The sequence below is a fragment of the Rhodococcus sp. SORGH_AS_0303 genome (assembly GCF_030819335.1).
GTDB lineage: Bacteria > Actinomycetota > Actinomycetes > Mycobacteriales > Mycobacteriaceae > Rhodococcoides.
Window position 1 is genome coordinate 429,513 of sequence record NZ_JAUTBO010000001.1, and the last position, 19,874, is coordinate 449,386.

Here is a 19,874-nt window from a genome sequence, read left to right on the forward strand (position 1 = left end):
GGTCGGAGCGGTCCGACGCGACCGACGCCGACGGTGCCCGGCGCGATCTCGAATCCACGATCGCCGCCGACATGCGCGCCATGACAGCCGAGTCGGATCAGCTCGGCCGTGTGTTCGGCTCTCGACACCACCTCAGCGCGAACGACTTCCGAGCCCTGCTGCACATCATGGTCGCCGATGTCGGTGGACGTCCGGTGTCGCCGGGCGAGCTCGGCTCTCTCCTCGGACTCTCCTCCGCCGCCATGACGTATCTGGTGGAGCGGATGATCGCGTCGGGTCACATCCGCCGCGAACCCGACACGCGGGACCGACGGCGGGTCATCCTCCGCTACGACGAGCCGGGAATGGACGTCGCACGGCAGTTCTTCGGCCCGCTCGGACAGCACGTCCACGAGTCGCTGTCCGCGCTGCCGGACACGGATCTCGCTGCGGCGCACCGTGTGTTCGGAGCTCTCACCGACGCCATGCAGACCTACCACCAGGAGATCAAGAGCACCGGGTGATCAGGCCCCGAGCTTCTGAGCGAACATGACGATGATGCCGCTGGGTCCGCGCACGTAGGTCAGTGCATAGACACCCTCGTAGTTCGCGACACCGCGCAACGGGTGGCAGCCGTGCCGAGCGGCCACTGCCAGAGCCTGCTCGAGGTCGTCGACCTCGAAGGCGACGCGGTGCATGCCGATCTGATGCGGGAGCGTCGGTTCCGTCTCGATCATGGTGGGATGGCGGTTCTGGAACAGCTCGATGCGGCCCGCCCCGTCCGGCGTCTGCAGCATCGCGATGTCGGCGTGATTGCCGTCGAGACCCACCGCCGTGTCGGCCCACTCGCCCTGGACCGTGTCACGGCCGAGGAGTGTCAGACCCAGATCGGTGAAGAATGCGATGGCCTCGTCGAGGTCGCGTACCGCGATCCCGACGTTCTCGAGTCGTATCGACATCGCTCGACTCTAACGACCGGTGTGCTCCACGATGACGTCCTTCACGCGATCGACGTCCGCGGGGACGACATCGAAGCGCTGCGGCAGGTCCTCGATGCCCTCGAACGCCGGTGGACGCTCGGGTTCGGTTCCCAGCGCCTCCCGCACGATGTCCGCGAACTTCGCGGGCAACGCGGTCTCGAGCACGATCATGGGCACGCCCTCGCGCAGGTTCCGGCGGGCGACACTCACGCCGTCGGCGGTGTGCGGGTCGATGGTCACGCCGTAGCGCTCGGCCACGTCGCGAATGGTCTCGACGCGGTTCGCGTGCGTGCTGCGGCCGGACACGAAGCCGAACTCCTGGATGCGATCGAACTCGGGAGTACCGGAGAAGTCGAAGCCGCCGTCGGTGTCGAGCGCGCGGAACAGCTCACCGAGCCGGACCGCGTCCTGATCGACGAGGTCGTAGAGGAAGCGCTCGAAGTTGGACGCCTTGGAGATGTCCATGCTGGGGCTCGAGGTGTGGTGGGTCTCGGCGGCCGCGCGGGGACGGTAGACACCCGTGCGGAAGAACTCGTCGAGGACATCGTTCTCGTTGGTCGCGACGACGAGCTGGTCGATTGGCAGGCCCATGCACCGGGCGATGTGCCCGGCGCACACGTTGCCGAAGTTGCCGGACGGCACCGAGAACGACACGCGCCGGCCCGGCCCGTCCGTCGCGAGGAGCCACCCGTGCACGTAGTAGACGACCTGCGCGACGACTCGACCCCAGTTGATCGAGTTGACGGTGCCGATGGCGTGGTGCGCCTTGAACTCGGCGTCCTTGGAGACGGCCTTGACGATGTCCTGGCAGTCGTCGAAATTCCCCTCGACCGCGAGGTTCACGATGTTCTCGTCCTGCAGGCTGAACATCTGTGCCCGCTGGAAACTGCTCATCCGGCCGTGCGGGCTCAGCATGACGACGCGGATGTTCTTCTTGCCGCGCATCGCGTGCTCGGCGGCGCTGCCGGTGTCACCCGATGTGGCGCCCAGGATGTTGAGCTCCTCGCCGCTGCCCGCGAGGGAGTACTCGAACAGGTTGCCCAACAACTGCATCGCCATGTCCTTGAATGCCAGCGTCGGGCCGTTGGACAGCCCCAGGAGATGGAGCGAGGTGCCCTGCTCCTCGCCGAGTGGACGCAGCGGGGTGATGAGTGACGTGTCGTCGCCGGGTCGGCCGTTCGAGTAGACCTCGGCGGTGTACGTCCGGCGCGTGATGTCGCGGAGGTCCTCCGCGGGAATGTCGTCGGCGAACTTCGAGAGCACCTCGAAGGCGAGGTCGGCGTAGGACAGTGAGCGGAACGACTCGAGCTCGTCGGCGGTCAGCTGCGGGTACTCGGCAGGCAGGTAGAGACCACCGTCGGGGGCCAGGCCGCCGAGGAGGATGTCCGAGAAGTGCTGGGGCAGGTTGTGACCCCGCGTCGACTGATACTGCATCTTCGTCTCTCTCGTCCGGTGGCGCGCCCGGCTGACAACTGTGCCACATCCGCCGGTCCGGACCGGATCTGGTGCAGTGAACCGTGGAGAGCACGGTTAGCTGCACCGGATCAGCCGGTGACGAAGCGTCGCACCTCGGCCGCCACCTCGTCGGGCCGTTCGACGAGGTCCCGCCACGTGTACCGCAACACCGTCCACTCCCTGCTGAGGACGTTCTGTCGGATCCGGTCGCGGTGGAACGCGGCGCTGTCCGAGTGGAAGGCCCACCCGTCGATCTCCACGCAGACCCTGGCGTGCGGGAACGCGAAGTCGAGGATGTAGCCCGCGTACGGCAGGTTCACCCGCAGCCCGGTGATGTGCGCGGATCTCATGATCCTGCGGAACAGCCGTTCGGCCTCGGACCGGGCACCGCCCTCGGCGGCGCGCAGGAGCTGCTCCGCTCGCACGTACCCGCGACGTCCGGGGTTGCGAGCGTGCGCTCGTCGGAGATGGTCGAGGGTCATCGTCTTCTGCAGGGCGCGATCCATGACCTCGGGGCCCAGCACCGTCGACGCCTCCAGAACGGTCAGCGGCGTCCTCGTCACGAGGACACGGCGCACGATCACGACGTCGATGTTCGGCAGGTCGCGCCGCCGCAACCGGACACCCGTGATTCCGCGACCGGAGCCTGTCCGGGGCACGGTCACCTCGATCGTCTCCGGGGCCCGCGGAAGCATGCGATACCAGTACGCGGCTGCAGGACCGGACAGCGCGCCCGTACTCGTGGACCACACCGCGCACCGGATCCGCGCGTCGTCGGTGAACGGTCGGTCGACGGCGAAGAACACTCCGCGACTCGTGCGCCGCCAGCGGCCGGTGTGGACGCGCCACTCGATGGCCTCGGGGGTGAGTCCGGCGGTGCGGGCCTGCGCGCTGGTCACCACCCCGTCCTGCTCGGCCAGCAGTCTCTCGATCATCTCGCACTGGACGCGCGCGCCTCCGCGGCAGTTCCGTGGATCGGATCCGGTGCAGTGAACCGGGTACAGCACGGTCGGCTGCACCGGATCACGGCCGCTCCGGCCCCGGCTGGCAGTGCGGGCACCACCAGGTCCGCCGTCGTTCCGGATCTCCCGGCACCTCGGCGACCACGCGGACGGTGGTGCCGCATCGCAGGCACGGCTTGCCCGCGCGACCCGCCACCCAGTGCTGCCGACCTGGCCGGGTGTCTCCGGTGGTCACCTGCATGGCCCGCGGGGTGGACACCGAGTGGCGCATCGCCTTGCGAGTGAGGGCGACCAGTCGAGTGGCATCCACGTCGCACGCCGGCACCCACGGCCCGAGACCACGAAGGAAACACAGTTCGTTGGCCCACAGGTTGCCCGGACCGGCCATGACGCGCTGATCGAGCAGTACCGCGACGATCGGGCGCGGGTCCCGCGCGATGTTCGCCGCCGCCTGCGCGGCGTCGAAGTCGTCGTGCAGCGGATCGGGGCCGAGATACGACAGCGCCGCGTCGACGTCGCGAGTGGTGGAGAACTCGACCACCGGGAGCAGCAGCCCGTACGCGGTGGGCCCGTCGCGCACGGCCAGCCGCACGCGCACGTCGGGATCGAGGCGACGGGGCAGTCGTCGGCCGGGCGCGGTGACGGTCCACGACCCCGTCATCCTCAGATGCGTGTGGAGCGTCAGGTCGCCGTCGAGATCGGTGAGCAGGTGTTTGCCGTGCGTCCGGTGCCGTTGGATCGTGCGTCCCACGAGGTTCTCCGTCGCATGTGCGGGGACGTTCAGCCGGCCCTCGGCCAGTTCCCGGCCGTCCAGCGCCGCCCGCAGACGTGCCGCGAGCGCGTGGACCGTGTCCCCCTCCGGCACGTCAGGTCCAGTACAGGAGCTGCGCCGCGGGCAGGACGTCCCGTAGTTCCTCGGTGAACCAGCTCTTCATCTCCGCCATGGTGTCCTTCGGGTAGACGTACTTGACGCCCCCGAACTTCGAGCGCTTGGCCGAGCGCGAGTCCTCGTCCATCTCGAGCTTCGTGGCCGGGTACCAGCTCAGCAGCACGTCCTTGCTCGACGGAGTGAACCGGTGCGTGATGATCTCGGCGGTGAGGTCGACGTCCGGGACGTCGGCCAGCGCCGCCGCGATGTCGGCGAGGAGCTCGCCGTACTGCTCGCGCCAGCCGGGCACGGGCATGATCGGAGCGATGGTCACGCCCACCGGGTACCCCGCCTGCGCGAGCGCACGCAGCGCCGCGATGCGGGCGGGCATCCGAGCCGTGCCGCCCTCGAAACGGTTCCCGATGTCGCGGGCGTTGACCGACAGTCGCACCCGGGTACGCCCGCCGTGGTCGAGGCCGACCAACTCGGTGACATCGTCGAACTTGGTGGTGAAGCGGAGGGAGGCGCCGGGTCCGAACTCGCCGGCACCGACCCGCGAGATAGCGGCGGCCAGTGATCCGGTGACGTGCTCGATGCCGAGAGGGTCGGTGTAGCAGGACATCTCGAAGGTGGTGCCCTCGTGTCCACGCTCGGCGGTGCCGCTGGTGATGGTGCCGCGGCCGACATGCGTCGCGATCGGGGCCAGGACGTCGTCGAGATTGGCGTACACCCGAGCGACAGGTGGGCCCGACAGCGAGCCGGCGAGGTAGCAGTACTGGCAGTGCGCCGGGCAGCCCTTCGCCAGGTCGATGCGCCAGTCGGCGCTGGGTGGGATGGGTTGCGGCTTCAACGCACTGGGCGGAGCGACCACGACCGCGAGCGTCGACTTCGCCCGCGCGTAGGTCTCCCGCTCGGACTCGCCGCGCAGCCCCGTGAGGCGATCCGCCGGGAGGACGTCGATGTCCGACACACCCGCCGCCTCGCACCGCCGCACGATCTCGGCGGTGTGTGGCAGTTCGGCGGCCGACTTGGTGATCATCACCCGCCGGGGTGTCCACAGGCGGGTCGGAGTGAGCAGTGCATCCGTCATCACCTCAGGTCAACGCTCGGTGTCGCGCGATCCTTCCCGCTGGTGATCGCGATTGCGACGCAGCGCGTAGGTCCGTAGCTTGCTGAAACCGCGCACCCGCAGGGGGCGTAGCGACTTGAGGTAGAACTCGTCCTCGCCCGACAGCGCGTCGGCCGTCTCGCTGTCCACCAGCACCGTGCCGGGGTGCGCGTTGCTGGTCAGGCGGGCGGCCATGTTGACCACGGACCCGTACAGGTCGCCGAAGCGGGCGAGCACCGGACCCACGGCGATGCCGACGCGCAGCGCGGGAACGTCGTCCCGGTCGGCGAAGGCGTCGTGCAGCTCCAGGGCGATCCGTGCCGCGTCCCGGGGGTCGGTGGTCTGGAACATCACCTCGTCGCCGACGTTCTTCACCACCGATCCGTGGCCGCGGGCGATGATCGTCGTGGCCACCGACTCGAACTCCTCGAGCAGCGAGGTCAGCTCGGAGACATCGAGTCGACGGGTGAGCGAGGTGTAGCCGACCATGTCCGCGAAGCCGACCGCGAGCACCGTGTCGGTCTCCCCGCTCGACTCGACGGACAGTGCGCGCCCGGCCACCGCGGCGAGATGGCGCCGCCACACGTAGTTCTGCAGTTTCTCCATGGTGGGCACCGTGTCCGCGGCGGTGACCCGGGACCCTCCGATCGAATGGCGTCCGGATCGGCGGCGTCGGCAGCGATGCGCGAGCGGATGTAGGAGTTGACGACGCCCACCTGCCACTCGGCCAGTCGTGACATCGACTGCCCCAGCGTCCGCGCGACCGCCACCTCCATCGACTTCTCGACGACGTTCTCGTCGACGAGTGTCGTGAGCAGGCGCAGCGCCTCGATGTCGGCATCGGTGAACATGACGGCGTCCGGATCCGGGCTGACCGGGAAACCCATGGCGATCCACAGTTGTTGCGCGCGTTCGAGATCCACGTTCGCCAGCTCGGCGACCTGATCGCGGGTGTACGTGGGTTCCTCTCCCAGCAGAGTCTGTTCGACCTCGTTCTGCCGGAAGGTGGGCCGGCCGGCGTCCGGTGGGCCCTGGTCAGGCATGGTCGAGAGTCCGCTCGTAGACCGCCCGGACCTCCGCGATGTGCTCGTCCAGCGTCTCCGCCGTCCAGTCCGTCGTCGGGATCGGTTCTCCCACAGTGACGGTGACGGTGCCGGAGTGCGCGGTGAACGAGGACTTCCACATCACGTCGCCCGCTCCCTGGAGGATCAGGGGAACCACCGGGACCCCGGCCGCCATGGCCAGATGGAACCCGCCCTTCTTGAAGCGCCCCAACCGCTCCGTCGGCATGCGGGTGCCCTCCGGGGCCACGGCCACCGACACGCCGCTGTGGAGCTTGTCGATGGCCGGCTTCATCGCTTCGCGCGCCGCGGCGTTGTTCGATCGGTCGACGTAGGCCACGTCGAAGAGAGCCCCGAGGGGGGCGAACCGGGGGTCGCGGCTCAGTTCCTTCTTCGCGACGGCCGTGATGTCCCGACGCAGGACACGGGCGACGACGATCATGTCCATCGTGGACTGATGGTTGAACAGGAACACCGCCGGTCGGTGGCTCCAGGCGTTCTCCTCGTTCACCACGTTCACCGTGATGCCGGTGAGGGCCAGAGCGACCTCCGGTGCGACGGCGTTGGTGACGTTGGCGCCCACTCGGCGGCTGCCGCTGAGCACGCCCAGGGTCGCACCCAGTCCGGCACTCGCCAGGACCGAGCCGAGGGCGGCGACGCTGCGCACGGTGGACGTCAGATCGGCTCCGCGCGTGGGCCTGCGCAGCTGGACACGGGACCAGCCGCGGTCACGCGCCGTGCGGTCGAGTTCGGGGTCCGGGTTGAGCGCGACGGGACGACCGACGGCCTCGAGCATCGGGACGTCCTCGATGCCGTTGGAGTAGCCGAAACACACGGAGGTGTCGACGCCCTCGGCCGTCGCCCAGTCCTCGATCCCCTCGGCCTTGCGCGGACCCCACAGCGACCGGCCGTCGAGGAGGCCGGTGAGGACGCCGTCCGGCCCGATCTCGGGGTGGGTGCAGATCAGGTCGTCGAAGCGGAGGTCGTCGACCACGGGCTGAGCCTGGTACGGGGTCGCGGACGTCGACATCACGACGCGGTGACCGGCCCGGCGATGCGCGGCGACGAGGGTGCGGACCTGAGGAAAGATCTGCGAAGCGATCTCGGAGCGGAAGAGCCGCTGCGCCTGCTCCATCAACTCGTCGTGCGTCTTGCCGGCCAACGCGTGCACGGCCTTGTCCATCAGGTTGTCGACGGTGGTCCCGCGCACCCGCATCTCCACGACGGCGCTGCTGATCTCCCACAGCTCGAACAGGTCGACGTCGAAGCGGCGAAGACGTTCCTTGAACACGGCGGTCGCGGAGTAACCGTCGATCACGGTGCCGTCGAAATCGAAGAACGCCACCACGTCCGGACCCTTCGGAGCCTGTGCGACCTCGTCGAGCAGATCCTGGAACGTGTGTGCTGGGTGAGTGCTGGTCACCGGTGCCCTCCGGAAGCGTTGTCTGGTCGATCGGGTGCGTCCGCACCGTCGACGGAGTCGAGGGCCACGTGCACCATCGTGCGGATACGTCTGCTCACACGTCCCCACGCCGCGATGTCCGCAGCGAATTCCTCACGGCGGGAAGCGATGTCGTGGTCCTCGGTGGACAGGAGACCACGATTGTCGGCCAACTGCAGGGCGGTGTCGAAGAGCTCGTTCGAGATGGCCTCGCTGTGCTCGAGCTGCTGTCGGAGTCGCCGCGACTGCGCGACGCCCAGGCAGTCGTCGAGGAACGACACCTTGTCGAACTTCGCACCCGGTGTGAGGGTGAGCAGCTGGTCGGCCACCACCTGATACGCCTCGAAGATCGGCTGCAGTACCCGGTGCGCCAGATGAAAAGGCTGCGACTGCAACGACTTCAGCGCGTATCCGGGTCGATCGAGACCGGTGCGCCAGTGCGGATCGATGAGATCGACCTCGGCTTCGAGGCGCTCCCCGAACTCACGCTTCTCGCCGAAGAAGAACTCGAACTTCAGCATGTCCCGCAGTTCCAGCGCGGACTTCCACAGATCGTCGGCGGCCACCTCGCCCGTGGGGCAGTCCTCGGTGCGCAACACCACCAACTCGCCGATCGCCCGCATCACGAAGAAGTGAATGGCGTTGTTGCGGAAGAACGACGCGACGAGATGCTTGTCCTGCGCGAGCAGGAACAACGGCTCCGGGCCGTCGTCGAAGCGCCGCACCACACCGGCCGCGACCTGCGCGCGCACAGCGGCCGTCATGACGTCGATGTCGGTCAGATCCACCCCACCCGCCGTCGGGAGACCACGCTGCTGGATGTACGACGCCAACGGCTCGATGATCGACCACATCTCACGCTTGTTCAGCGCGCGGTCCTCGATGCCGAGCATCGCCATCGCCACCAGCGCCGCCGGCGTCACCGGAGTGGACTCGTTGATGGCGTGCGACACCGCCAGCGCCGCACGCTGCACCGCGACCCGCTTGTCGTCGTACTCGTCGAGGAACTGCCGTGCCGACATCGGAGTCCCGAACCGCAGGTAGACGGTTCCGCGTAACTGGCCCTGGGCGCGGACGTACCCGATGGCCATCCGGATTCCCTCGGCCTGCTTCGTCGCACCGTGCGACTCCTTCGCCATCTCGCCGACCTCGTGCAACCGGTCGTAGGTGATGGACGTCGGGACGAGGTACGCATCGGCCGCCGTGCTGTTCTCGAGCGCGTCGAAGAGGTAGGTGAGCAGGCCGAAGCGCGGAGGCCGGAGCTTGCCGGTGCGAGACCTGCCACCCTCGATGTACCACTCGAGGTTGAACTTCTTGCTCAACAGGAAGCTCATGTACTGGCGCAGGGTCCACTTGTAGACCGCGTCGGAGAACTTGCGCTGGATCAACACCACACCGCTGCGCTTCGCGAGCGGGCCGATGGGCCAGAACCCGACGTTGATGCCGCCCATGACGTGATTGAGCGGGAAGCCCTGCTCGAGCAGGGCGGGGCGCAGAACCAGCGGGTCGAGGTAGGAGCGGTGGTTCGGCAGGAAGACCAGGGGGAACGACTTGTCGAGATCGCGCAACTCGGCGAGCTTCTCGGTGTCCACCTCCACGCGGTAGGCCCGCGAGAAGAAGGCACCGAGCTGGCCCCAGAGTTCGACGGCACCCTTGTTCTCGGTGGCCACCATCTCGTCGAGGATCTCGTGGACCCGAGCATTGACCGCCGACACCGGGGTGTCCACCGAGGCCGCCAACTCCGCCAGATCGGCGCGGAACTGCGAGCGCTCCGTCATCTCCTCGACGACGAAGCGCGGCACCTTGTACTCGCTGCCGATGACCTCACGCTCGGCCTTGTCCAGCGTGAGGCTGGCCTGCCGCGCGATGTAGGACGACAGGGAGCGGCCGGCCGTCGCCTCGAACCGCTCACGCAGCGCCGACAACGAGGCGGGCTCACCCTCGATGATGCGCGGCTCACCGCGGCGTGCCCGGCCCACCCGGAGACCGAATCCCTTACGCGGAGCCTTGGTCCAGCTCACCCGCAACGGAGTGATGAGTGGATCGGCGCCACCGGCCCGCTCGGTGAGTTCGTCGAGGGCCTTGCCCGTCATGACGACCGACTCCGGACGGCCGTCACCGTGGTGGCGGTCGATCCAGTCGTCGGCCGCGTGGACGTCGACGTCGGAGACCGCGTCGATGAGGAAGACCTGATCGTCCGAGGACGAGGATCTCCCCGTCAGCGGATGCTCGGTCGAATCCAGTTGAGACATGTCCGCTCGCCTTCCCCCTCCGATGCGCCACCGGTGGTGGGCCGTGCACGTGATGGTCCGCAACGCTACGCCCGGGACAGGTACCCCGGTGCCACTTTCACGAGCCGCCCCGGCCCCGGAACCGAAGTGGTGCATCCGTCACGACATGTCGACCTTCTCGTTGTCACCCACGTCCGGCTTGTCGCCCGTGATGCGCGACTTGGCGTACGCGATGAGCGTCGAGACCTTGGACCCCGGCGCCGACCAGAACTCGGCTCCCTCCGACTCCACCCGGATGAGGACGACCTCGTCGGACTCGGGACCGTTCTCGAACCACGCGGCGACGCCCTGGCTCCAGAGATCCTTCTTCTTCGCGTCGTCCAGCACCACGCTCGCGCGCCCCGACAGCGAGACCCACGACGTGCCCGACTGGAACGAGACGTTGACCGACGGATCGGAGCGGATGTCGGCCACCTTCCTCGAGTCGTTCGCCGCGAAGAACCACAGATCGCCGTCGAACTCGGTCTCCTGCAGGGCCATCGGCCTCGCCTTCAGGTGGCCGTCGGTGCCGTGGGTGGTGAACATGCAGAGCTTCGCGTCGGACAGCAGTTCTGCGACGCGGGCGGTGCCTTCGGTTCTCTCGTCAGTAGTCATGGGGCACGGCTACCCGCGGTGGTGGTGGCGCAACCGGACGTGCAGGGCTCGGTGCGTCGAACGGTGTCGGTGGGTCGTGCAAAACTTCTGTCGCGTCCGTTCTGCCCCACGCCCGGACTCGCCGATCCCCAGCCACGACCCGCTCCACTCACGACGAGAGGCACCCGATCATGAGCGCTCCCGCCCGGCGCCGCGCCCCCCGACCCGGCGAGGCGCTGTCCGCCGAGGACCTCGCGACTCTCGAGGCGGGGCTCGCGGCCGGTCGCCGCGTCACCGTCTACCTGCGGGAGGCGACGCCGTCCCTCGGCCTCGAGGCGGGCGCCTCGGCGCGGGTGATCTCGGTCGACGGCACCACGGTGACGGTGAGCCCCAAGGGCATCGACGACCAGCTGCCGTACGAGGCGGACGAGTTGCGTCTGAGCAAGGACGCGCCGGCGCCGGCGCGCAAAGCCACGAAGGTCGCTCCGCGCACGACGGCGGCGCGCCCGACAACCCACCCCGCCGTGGTCCCACCCCCCGTCGTCCCACATGCAGCGACGCCCCGATCGGAGACTCCCGTGCCTGTAAAAGCAGCACCCGAGAAGTCGGTGGCCACGCCGGCTCTCGCGCCGGAGACGTCGGTGAAGCCCGCGGCTCGGCCGGCTCGGCGCACGAAGGCGCAGCCCGCGCCGGTGTCGGTGACCGTGACGTCGGGGCCCGACGATCAGTGGACCGTCACCGTGTCGCACGGTGCGAAGAAGCTGGCCAAGCCGTCGGACGTGACGGCAGACCGGGTCCTCCGCGCGATCCGCGAACTGGGCGACGATGTGGCTTCCGCTGCCGTCGAGGACAAGATCGAGGCGGCTCGTGCTGCCGCGCTCGAGCGGGTCGAGGCCCTGAGTCGGGAACTCGACGAGGCACGCCGCGCGCTCGATCGACTGAAGAACCAGTAGAAGCGTCGCGTTCCGGGTCCCGCGTATTGCTACGGTGTGCGTGACCTCGGAGGGGATACATGCTCAAGAAACTCGTGCTCGTTGCCACCACAGCGCTGGCGCTCGCCGGCGGGATCGGCGCCGGAACCGCGTCGGCCGCACCCGTCGCCGTGCTCGGTGGCGGATCCGGAGTGCTCGTCGCAGACAGCACCGGCAAGGGCAAGTTCGACTGCACACTGACCACCATCGGCAACGACGCCGCCGGTCGACTCGTCGGCATCACCGCAGGTCACTGCGGCGTTCCCGGTGATCTGATCGGCGCCGAGTACCTGCCCGACGCGGGCGCCGTCGGCCGCATCGTGAGCTCGGTCCCCGGCCTCGACTACGCCGTCATCGAGTTCGATCGGGGCCGCGTCGCACCGACCAACCGCGTCGGCAACGTGACCATCACGGGCGTGGGGGCGCCCGCGACCTTCCCCGGCATCATGTGCAAGGAGGGCCGCACCACCGGTAACACGTGCGGCATCACCTACGGGGAGCTCTTCCAGAACGACCGCACCTACACGCAGATCTGCGTCCAGCAGGGTGACTCGGGCGGCCCGGTCGTCGCCGGCACCACGTTGGTGGGCATGGTCAACGCGTACCTGGGCATCCCGTGCATCGGTCCCGAGGTGGGCACCAACATCCAGACGGTGCTCGACGACATCAACCGCGGCGGCGGCGTCGGTACCGGGTTCACCGTCACGGGCTGATCGCCGGACCCCAGCCACACGACGAAGGCCGTGACTCCCGAGAGGGGGTCACGGCCTTCGTCGTGTCGGCTGGGTGGAGCTGTGGATCAGTTGACGCGCAGGCACGCCTTCAGCGTGGTGAGGTCGCCGGCGAATCCGGGGCCGTCGCAGGTGACGCCGCCGAGGGAGTCGACCGTGACGGTCGAGCCCGGTGCCGCGATGGCGATGGACAGACCCGGGTTCAGGCCGAGTGCCTCGGCGACGGAACCCGGTCCGAACGCGATGGCGGCCGGTGCCGCGTAACCGACGGCCGAGCTGCTGGCGATGCCGCCGTTGAGGCCGAGCGCCAGGGCGAGGGCGTTGCGGCTGGCGTCGGCGGACGCGTCACCGTAGGCGGCAGCGGCGCTGGAGGCGTCACTGGTCGCCGAGCACAGGCCACCGGCGGGCACGGCGTCCGCACCGAACGGTGCCTGGCATGCCGTGACCGGTGCGGCCGAGGCGGTGGCGGGCAGGAATGCGGCGACACCGAGTGCGACGGTGAACGCTCCGGCGATGGTTCTCTTGACGACTGACATGACGTGGGTTGCCCTCTCCCGAAAACGATCGACGGCAACGATCGTTGCCGCGTCTTGTCCTCGAAGAATGCCCCCGCCGGGTATCAGCCAACTCTGCCGACGGTCACGGTCAGGTCACGGTCTTGTCACCGCGCGGTCTCAGCTGCAGACGGCGCCCTGCGACGCGGACCCCACGAGCTTGGAGTACTTGGCCAGCACGCCACGGGTGTAGCGAGGCGGAAGCGGTGCCCACTCCGCCTTGCGTGACTCGAGCTCGGCGTCCTCGACCAGCAGGTCGAGCGTGCCGTTCGCGACGTCCAGGCGGATGCGGTCGCCGTCGCGGACGAACGCGATCGGTCCGCCGTCGACGGCCTCGGGAGCGATGTGCCCGACACACAGGCCCGTCGTGCCACCCGAGAACCGACCGTCGGTCATCAGCAGGACGTCCTTGCCGAGGCCCGCGCCCTTGATGGCTCCGGTGATCGCCAGCATCTCGCGCATGCCCGGGCCGCCCTTGGGGCCCTCGTACCGGATGACGACGACGTCGCCGGACGTGATGGTGCCGTCCTCGAGAGCGTCCATCGCGGCGCGCTCACGCTCGAAGACGCGGGCGGTGCCCTCGAAGACGTCGGAGTCGAAGCCTGCCGACTTCACGACGGCGCCGCCGGGAGCCAGCGAGCCCTTCAGGATCGTGATGCCGCCGGTCGGGTGGATCGGCTCGCTCATCGCGCGCAGCACCAGACCGTCGGGATCCGGCGGGGCGATGTCGGCGAGGTTCTCCGCCACCGTCTTGCCGGTGACCGTGAGGCAGTCGCCGTGCAGCAGGCCGGCGTCGAGCAAGGCCTTCATGACGACGGGAACGCCGCCGATGCGATCGACGTCGGTCATGACGTGGCGGCCGAACGGCTTCACGTCGGCGAGGTGCGGCACCTTGGCGCCGACGCGGACGAAATCGTCGAGGGTGAGTTCGACACCTGCCTCGTACGCGATCGCGAGCAGATGCAGCACGGCGTTCGTGGAACCGCCGAAGGCCATGACGACGGCGATGGCGTTCTCGAACGCTTCCTTCGTCATGATGTCGCGCGTGGTGATGCCGCGACGCAGCAGTTCGACGACGGCCTCGCCGCTGGCACGAGCGAATCCGTCGCGACGCTTGTCGGGAGCGGGCGGGGCGGCGCTGCCGGGGAGCGACATGCCCATGGCCTCGGCCGCGCTGGCCATCGTGTTGGCGGTGTACATACCGCCACAGGCGCCCTCGCCGGGGCAGATCGCGCGTTCGATGGTGTCGACGTCCTCACGCGACATCAGGCCGCGCGAGCAGGCGCCGACGGCCTCGAACGCGTCGATGATGGTGACCTGGTGCTCACTGCCGTCCGAGAGCGTCGCGAAACCGGGAAGAGTGGAGCCCGCGTAGAGGAAGACGCTCGCGAGGTCGAGGCGCGCGGCCGCCATGAGCATTCCGGGCAGCGACTTGTCGCAGCCGGCCAGCAGCACGGAGCCGTCGAGGCGCTCGGCGCTGATCACGGTCTCGACCGAGTCGGCGATGACCTCACGGGAGACCAGCGAGAAGTGCATGCCCTCGTGGCCCATGGAGATGCCGTCGGACACGGAGATGGTGCCGAACTCGAGGGGATAGCCGCCGCCCGTGTGCACACCCTCCTTGACCGCCTTCGCCAGGCGATCGAGCGAGAGGTTGCACGGGGTGATCTCGTTCCACGACGACGCGACGCCGATCTGGGACTTGCCCCAGTCCGCGTCGCCCATGCCGACCGCGCGCAGCATGCCGCGCGCTGCGGTCTTCTCGAGACCGTCGGTGACGTCGCGGCTGCGGGGCTTGACGTCGGCCGTGTCGGCGCTGGTGGAGGTGGTGGCGTCTGCGGGGGTGCTGCTCATGGCAAAAACCCTAGACCGCACCGGAATCACCGATCATCGGGCACCGGACTCGACCTCAGCCACCGTGACCGTTCCGTTATCAACCAGTGACCCGATCGCGACACTCGCGATGCGCTACCGCGTGGTAGCGCTGGCATCGTCATGCCTATCGAGAGCACGTCCCGCGTTCGACGGATCGAGGTGAAGACCGTGAATACACTTGTTGCACAGCCGCTTACGGATGATTCTGCGGTGTCTCCCGCGCCTCGGCCCGCGGCTCGCTCGACGGCGGAACTGTCGGCTCTGCTCCAGGCCGTCGGCCGTGGTGACCGTCAGGCGTTCGCCCGGTTCTACGACGCGACGTCCTCCCGCGTCTACGGAGCCGTGCTCCGGGTGCTCCGCGATCGTGGATTCTCCGAGGAGTGCGTCCAGGACGTCTACCTCGAGGTGTGGCAGAAGGCCCCCACGTTCTCGCCTGAACAGGGGTCGCCGGCGGCGTGGTTGGTGACCATGGCGCACCGGCGAGCCATCGACCGCGTGCGGTCCGAGCAGTCGCGGACCGATCGCGAGTCGAAGTACGCGATGCTCGACGCCGCCGTGGGGATCCACGACACGTCGGACCGCTTCCTCGACCGCCGTCCGGTGCTCGACGCGATGCAGGAACTGAGTGGCCGGCAGCGGGAATGCCTGTTCATGGCGTTCTTCGAAGGTCTCACGTACGCGGAGGCCGCCGATCGTATGGGCGTGCCGGTGTCGACGATGAAGTCGCGGATCCGCAGCGCACTCGCAAAGATGCGCGTCGATCCCCGCGTGGCCTGCCTGGCGGAGTGACCGTCAGCGGCCGTCCGTCACGGGCGGCCCGGACACGTCGCAGTGCGTCGGTGTGCGACCAGTCGGGCGAGGTGTGCGAATCGAGACGGCGGCGAGTGCCCCGGCGAGAGCCAGCATGGCCGCACAGATGAGCATCGCGGCGCGGAATCCCGACGAGAACTGCGCGGGATCCAGCTGCCCGGAGATGCCGACGATGCCGGGAATCGCGGCGACCGAGAGCAGTTGAGCCGTGCGCGCGACCGCGTTGTTCACCGCGGACGCGGTACCCGCGTGCGATGCCGGTGCCGCACCGATGACGGCCGCGGTGAGTGGCGCCACGAGCAGGGAGAGCCCCACGCCGAACACGACGACGGCCGGCAGCACGGCACCGAGGTAGGTCGATCCCGGCTCGATGCGGATCATGAGTACCAGCCCGACCGCGGCCACCAGTGGTCCCACCGTCATGGGCAGACGAGGTCCGATGCGGCCGGCCAGCGCGCCGGCGCGCGCCGACAGCAGGAGGAGCGCCGCGGTGATCGGCAGTGTCGCCGTGCCGGCGGCGAGGGCCGAGTAGCCGAGCGCGACCTGCAGTTGCAGCAGCAGCAGGAAGAACACGCCGCCGAGCGCGGCGTAGGCCGCGAAGGTCACGGTGTTCGCCGCGACGAAGACCCTGGACGAGAAGAGCGACGGCGGCACCAGAGGGTGGGCCGTTCGGCGCTCGACGACCACGAACACGGCCATGCCGACCAAGCCGATCGCGATGATCGGCCACCGTCCGTCGATCGCCCCGTAGGTCAGTGCAGCGAGAGCGAGGGCGACGACGGCAGCCCCGGGGAGGTCGAGTCGGCCCGAGGTCTCGGGGTCTCGCGTCTCGGGCACGTGGCGCAACGCGACGACGACGACCGCGACGGCGAGCGGCACGTTGAGCAGAAAGATGGATCGCCACCCGGCGATCTCCACGAGCCAGCCGCCCAGCAGCGGGCCCACCGCGGACCCGACGCCACCGAAGCCCGACCACAGGCCGATGGCCGCACCCCGATCCTTCGGGTCGATCGAGGCCGACAGGATCGCCAGCGAACCCGGCGTCACCAACGCCGCGCCGATGCCCTGCACGACACGAGCGAGCACGAGGAACTCGACGTTCGGCGCCAGACCGCACGCGACCGACGCGACCGCGAACCAGATCGTGCCCAGGACGAAGATGCGCCGCCGTCCGACACGGTCGCCGAGTGAGCCGCCCAGCAGCACGAACGCGGCAAGCGTCAGGGTGTAGCCGGTGACCGTCCACTGCAGCCCGCTGACGTCGGCGCCCAGTTCGGTCCCGATGTCGGGGAGGGCGATGGTGACCACGGTTCCGTCGAGCAGCGACAGGGTCGATCCCAGCACCGTGGCCAGCACGATCCACCGGCCGCGCGCCGACGACAGGGGGACGGTCGGCGGGGGCGAGGTCACTGGTCGTCGAGACAGACGACGAAGGCGCGCTCGTCGTAGACGTAACTGCGTGACGACGGGCATTCCGACGCGTCGGTCGTGCCCTGCAGGACGTCGACGACCCGGACACCGCCGATCATCGGGGCGTCGCAGTCCGAGCGCTCCGGGTCGGGCGTGCCCAGATCCATGCATCCCCCGACCACGAAGTCGATGTCGAGGCACAGCGCGCCCTGCTCGATGCCGGCGAGCGTCTCGTAGTACGTCTGGTCGACGTCACCGGGACAGAAGTCGGTGGAGACCTCGCCAGACACCACGCGGTAGTTCGATTCGGGAGACCCGCACGCGGCCTCCTCGATTGTGGCCTCGTCGACCGTGCCGCCGAGACGCACGCAGTCACCCGCCTGCGCGTCGATGGAGACGTCGCCGCCGGTGCCGGACGGAGTGGTGGGGACCGGCGGGAGGATCGAATCGTTCGGCAATTCGGGCACCTCGGACGCGGGTACGGAGCCTTGCTGAGCGACGGGGGTACCGGTGATCGTCGACGAGCATCCTGCCAGCAGGGCGACCGCCGTCAGCACGAGGAGAACGGCCGGAGCGCGCCGCGTTCCCGGTCGCCGAGAAATCGTCATGGACGACACTGTAAGCCCGTTGCGCCGTTTGTCCGACGTGTAAGTATTGAACGGTGGACCTCCCCGTTTCACCCCCGTTGCAGCCCATGCTCGCCAAGGCCTCCAAGGCGGTCCCCGACCAGCCCGGACCGGGGGATCCGGCGTGGTCCTACGAGCCGAAGTGGGACGGCTTCCGCACGATCGTCTTCCGTGACGGGGACGAGGTGGTGCTCGGGTCACGCGGTGGTAAGGACCTGGCCCGGTACTTCCCGGAGATGGTCGACGCCGTGCGCGAGGAACTGCCCGAACGATGTGTCGTCGACGGCGAGCTGGTGGTCGCTCTCGAGACCGACGGATCGTGGCGGCTCGACTGGGACTCGCTGTCCGAGCGGATCCACCCCGCCGACAGTCGCGTGCGGATGCTGGCCGAGAAGACCCCCGCGCAGTTCATCGGTTTCGATCTCCTGGCTCTCGGTGACGAGGATCTGACCGGTCTTCCCTTCGCCGAGAGGCGCGCCCGCCTGGAGACGATCCTCGACACGGGTCGGACCGAGCCGCGGTGCCACGTGACGCGCGTGACCGCGGACGCCGCTCTGGCCACCGACTGGTTCGACCGGTTCGAGGGAGCCGGACTGGACGGGGTCGTGGCCAAGCGGCTCGACGGTGTGTACGTGCCGAACAAGCGCGAGATGATCAAGGTCAAGCACGCCCGCACGGCCGACTGCGTTCTCATCGGGTACCGCATTCACAAGAGCGGCAACGGTATCGGGTCGATGCTGCTGGGTCTCTACAACGGTGACCAGCTCCAGATGATCGGCGGCGCGTCCGCGTTCACGGACGCGAAGCGGTTGTCCTACCTCGAGGAACTGGAACCGTTGCGGCTCGGTGACGACATCGTCTCCGACGGCGAGCAGACCCGCTGGCGCTCCGGCATGGACCGTACATGGATCCCGGTGCGGCCCGAGCGGGTTCTCGAGGTGGCCTACGACCAGATGGAGAAGTCCAGGCTGCGCCACGCCGCGCGCTTCGTCCGCTGGCGCCCGGACCGGGATCCGCTGAGCTGCACGTACGACCAGCTCGACGTGCCCGCGGACTACGACGTCTCCGACATCCTCGAGAGGCCCTGACCGTGGCCGCGAAGTCGACGCCCGTGATGCTGCAGGTCGGCGAGCGTGAGGTGAAGGTCTCGAGTCCGGACCGCATCATCTACGAGGCCACGGACCGCACACCGGACATCACCAAACTGCAGGTGTGCGAGTACTTCTCGACGGTGGGCGAGCCGTTGATGCGTGCCCTGGGGGACCGTCCCACCGCGATGGAGCGCTGGCCCGACGGGTATCGCGACGGGATGCGCCTGGCCACCGGCCCGCAGGACAAGGGTGGCGACGGCTTCTATCAGAAGCGATTGCCCAGAGGTGCACCCGATTTCGTCGAGACCGTCGAGATCACGTTCCCGAGCCGGAGGCGCGCAGAGGAACTGTGTCCCACCGAGCCGGCGTCGCTGGTGTGGGCCGCCCAGATGGGCACCCTGACCTTCCACCCGTGGCCGGTCCGTCGGCCCGAGGTCGACCGTCCCGACGAGTTGCGCATCGACATCGACCCCCAGCCGGGAACCTCGTTCACCGACGCCCGCCGCGTCGCTCTGGTGACGCGAGAACTGTTGGAGGAACTGGGTCTTCGTGGCTACCCGAAGACCAGTGGCAACCGCGGCATCCACGTGTACGTGCGGATCCGGCCGGAGTGGACGTTCGAGGACGTGCGTCACGCCGCGATCGGCCTGGGCCGTGAACTCGAACGCCGCGACGACGGCGTGACCACGGCCTGGTGGAAGGAGGAGCGCGGTGCGCGCCTCTTCATCGACTACAACCAGAACAACAGGGACCGCACCATCGCGAGTGCGTGGAGTCTGCGGGCGCGTCCCGGCGCCCCGGTGTCGACGCCGCTGACCTGGGAGCGCCTCGCCGAGACCAGCGACCCCCGTGAGTACTCCCTGGTCACCGTCCCCGACTACCTGCAGGACGGCGATCCCTGGGCGTCGATGGACGACGAGGCGTACTCGTTGGCTCCGCTGCTCGATCTGTGGGAGACGCTGCCCGGCGGCGAACTCAACTTCCCCCCGGACTACCCCAAGATGCCCGGCGAGCCGCCCCGCGTCCAGCCGTCGAAGAAGGTGGCCGCCCATTGGGACGAGGACGGCAACCGGGCGCAGGAGTAGGCG

Annotated in this window: 20 protein-coding genes; 6 read left to right on the forward strand and 14 right to left on the reverse strand. The window is 68.9% G+C overall.

Translation table 11 applies throughout. The features are described 5' to 3' along the window. Nucleotides 1-71: 71 nt before the first annotated feature. A complete protein-coding gene (locus QE449_RS02050; RefSeq protein ID WP_051613432.1) occupies nt 72-503 on the forward strand; it encodes a MarR family winged helix-turn-helix transcriptional regulator in 432 nt (143 codons plus the stop codon). Here QE449_RS02050 and QE449_RS02055 read toward each other — a convergent pair whose 3' ends face one another. The 10 genes from QE449_RS02055 to QE449_RS02100 form a co-directional block, all read right to left on the reverse strand. Then, a complete protein-coding gene (locus QE449_RS02055) occupies nt 504-938 on the reverse strand; it encodes a VOC family protein (protein WP_056441082.1) in 435 nt (144 codons plus the stop codon). A 9-nt stretch (nt 939-947) separates the two neighbouring features. Continuing rightward, nucleotides 948-2,393, reverse strand: a complete 1,446-nt coding sequence (thrC, locus tag QE449_RS02060; protein ID WP_222632266.1) for a threonine synthase — start codon at nt 2,391-2,393, stop codon at nt 948-950. 110 nt (nt 2,394-2,503) lie between these two features. Next, nucleotides 2,504-3,349, reverse strand: a complete 846-nt coding sequence (locus tag QE449_RS02065) for a type IV toxin-antitoxin system AbiEi family antitoxin domain-containing protein (RefSeq protein WP_222629690.1) — start codon at nt 3,347-3,349, stop codon at nt 2,504-2,506. An 88-nt stretch (nt 3,350-3,437) separates the two neighbouring features. Beyond that, nucleotides 3,438-4,241: a DNA-formamidopyrimidine glycosylase family protein gene (locus QE449_RS02070; RefSeq protein WP_307108099.1), complete on the reverse strand. Its 804-nt coding sequence runs from the start codon at nt 4,239-4,241 to the stop codon at nt 3,438-3,440. A gap of 1 nt (nt 4,242) precedes the next feature. After that, the gene (locus tag QE449_RS02075) at nt 4,243-5,334 is read right to left on the reverse strand and encodes a spore photoproduct lyase family protein (protein ID WP_307108100.1); all 1,092 of its coding nucleotides are present in this window, start codon (nt 5,332-5,334) and stop codon (nt 4,243-4,245) included. Between the two features lie 9 nt (nt 5,335-5,343). After that, on the reverse strand, nt 5,344-5,841 hold the full coding sequence (locus tag QE449_RS02080) for an adenylate/guanylate cyclase domain-containing protein (RefSeq protein WP_307109658.1): 498 nt from the start codon (nt 5,839-5,841) through the stop codon (nt 5,344-5,346). Continuing rightward, a complete protein-coding gene (locus QE449_RS02085; RefSeq protein WP_307108101.1) occupies nt 5,793-6,395 on the reverse strand; it encodes an adenylate cyclase regulatory domain-containing protein in 603 nt (200 codons plus the stop codon). Before QE449_RS02085 ends, QE449_RS02080 begins: the two co-directional genes overlap by 49 nt. Continuing rightward, the gene (locus tag QE449_RS02090) at nt 6,388-7,836 is read right to left on the reverse strand and encodes an HAD-IB family hydrolase (protein ID WP_222649919.1); all 1,449 of its coding nucleotides are present in this window, start codon (nt 7,834-7,836) and stop codon (nt 6,388-6,390) included. The genes QE449_RS02085 and QE449_RS02090 overlap by 8 nt, the downstream gene beginning before the upstream one ends. Beyond that, nucleotides 7,833-10,106 (reverse strand): glycerol-3-phosphate 1-O-acyltransferase, encoded by a 2,274-nt coding sequence (locus tag QE449_RS02095; protein ID WP_307108102.1) that lies wholly within the window; start codon nt 10,104-10,106, stop codon nt 7,833-7,835. Before QE449_RS02095 ends, QE449_RS02090 begins: the two co-directional genes overlap by 4 nt. A gap of 138 nt (nt 10,107-10,244) precedes the next feature. Then, nucleotides 10,245-10,739, reverse strand: coding sequence for a pyridoxamine 5'-phosphate oxidase family protein (locus QE449_RS02100; protein WP_027506110.1), 495 nt, complete (start codon nt 10,737-10,739; stop codon nt 10,245-10,247). 170 nt (nt 10,740-10,909) lie between these two features. On the opposite strand from QE449_RS02100, the gene QE449_RS02105 reads away from it, so the two are divergent. Both QE449_RS02105 and QE449_RS02110 read left to right on the forward strand, forming a co-directional pair. Continuing rightward, a complete protein-coding gene (locus QE449_RS02105; protein WP_307108103.1) occupies nt 10,910-11,671 on the forward strand; it encodes a DUF6319 family protein in 762 nt (253 codons plus the stop codon). A 59-nt stretch (nt 11,672-11,730) separates the two neighbouring features. Further along, nucleotides 11,731-12,402, forward strand: coding sequence for a S1 family peptidase (locus tag QE449_RS02110; RefSeq protein WP_027506112.1), 672 nt, complete (start codon nt 11,731-11,733; stop codon nt 12,400-12,402). An 86-nt stretch (nt 12,403-12,488) separates the two neighbouring features. Here the strand turns inward: QE449_RS02110 and QE449_RS02115 are convergent, their stop codons facing one another. Together QE449_RS02115 and ilvD are read right to left on the reverse strand one after the other, a co-directional pair. Then, complete coding sequence (locus QE449_RS02115) at nt 12,489-12,956, reverse strand: DUF6764 family protein (protein WP_037185983.1); 468 nt, start codon at nt 12,954-12,956, stop codon at nt 12,489-12,491. A gap of 138 nt (nt 12,957-13,094) precedes the next feature. Then, nucleotides 13,095-14,828 carry a dihydroxy-acid dehydratase gene (gene ilvD, locus QE449_RS02120; protein WP_027506114.1) on the reverse strand — a complete coding sequence of 578 codons (1,734 nt, stop codon included), beginning with the start codon at nt 14,826-14,828 and terminating at the stop codon, nt 13,095-13,097. 231 nt (nt 14,829-15,059) lie between these two features. Here ilvD and QE449_RS02125 point away from each other — a divergent pair, with 231 nt between their 5' ends. Beyond that, nucleotides 15,060-15,638, forward strand: coding sequence for a sigma-70 family RNA polymerase sigma factor (locus QE449_RS02125; protein WP_027506115.1), 579 nt, complete (start codon nt 15,060-15,062; stop codon nt 15,636-15,638). Nucleotides 15,639-15,641: 3 nt separating this feature from the next. Here the strand turns inward: QE449_RS02125 and QE449_RS02130 are convergent, their stop codons facing one another. Together QE449_RS02130 and QE449_RS02135 are read right to left on the reverse strand one after the other, a co-directional pair. After that, nucleotides 15,642-17,069, reverse strand: a complete 1,428-nt coding sequence (locus QE449_RS02130) for an MFS transporter (protein ID WP_307108104.1) — start codon at nt 17,067-17,069, stop codon at nt 15,642-15,644. Further along, nucleotides 17,066-17,677 carry a hypothetical protein gene (locus QE449_RS02135; protein ID WP_056441104.1) on the reverse strand — a complete coding sequence of 204 codons (612 nt, stop codon included), beginning with the start codon at nt 17,675-17,677 and terminating at the stop codon, nt 17,066-17,068. The genes QE449_RS02130 and QE449_RS02135 overlap by 4 nt, the downstream gene beginning before the upstream one ends. 53 nt (nt 17,678-17,730) lie before the next feature. Here QE449_RS02135 and QE449_RS02140 point away from each other — a divergent pair, with 53 nt between their 5' ends. Then, the gene (locus QE449_RS02140) at nt 17,731-18,783 is read left to right on the forward strand and encodes an ATP-dependent DNA ligase (protein ID WP_307108105.1); all 1,053 of its coding nucleotides are present in this window, start codon (nt 17,731-17,733) and stop codon (nt 18,781-18,783) included. 2 nt (nt 18,784-18,785) lie between these two features. After that, on the forward strand, nt 18,786-19,871 hold the full coding sequence (locus tag QE449_RS02145) for a DNA polymerase domain-containing protein (protein WP_027506119.1): 1,086 nt from the start codon (nt 18,786-18,788) through the stop codon (nt 19,869-19,871). Nucleotides 19,872-19,874: the final 3 nt, after the last annotated feature.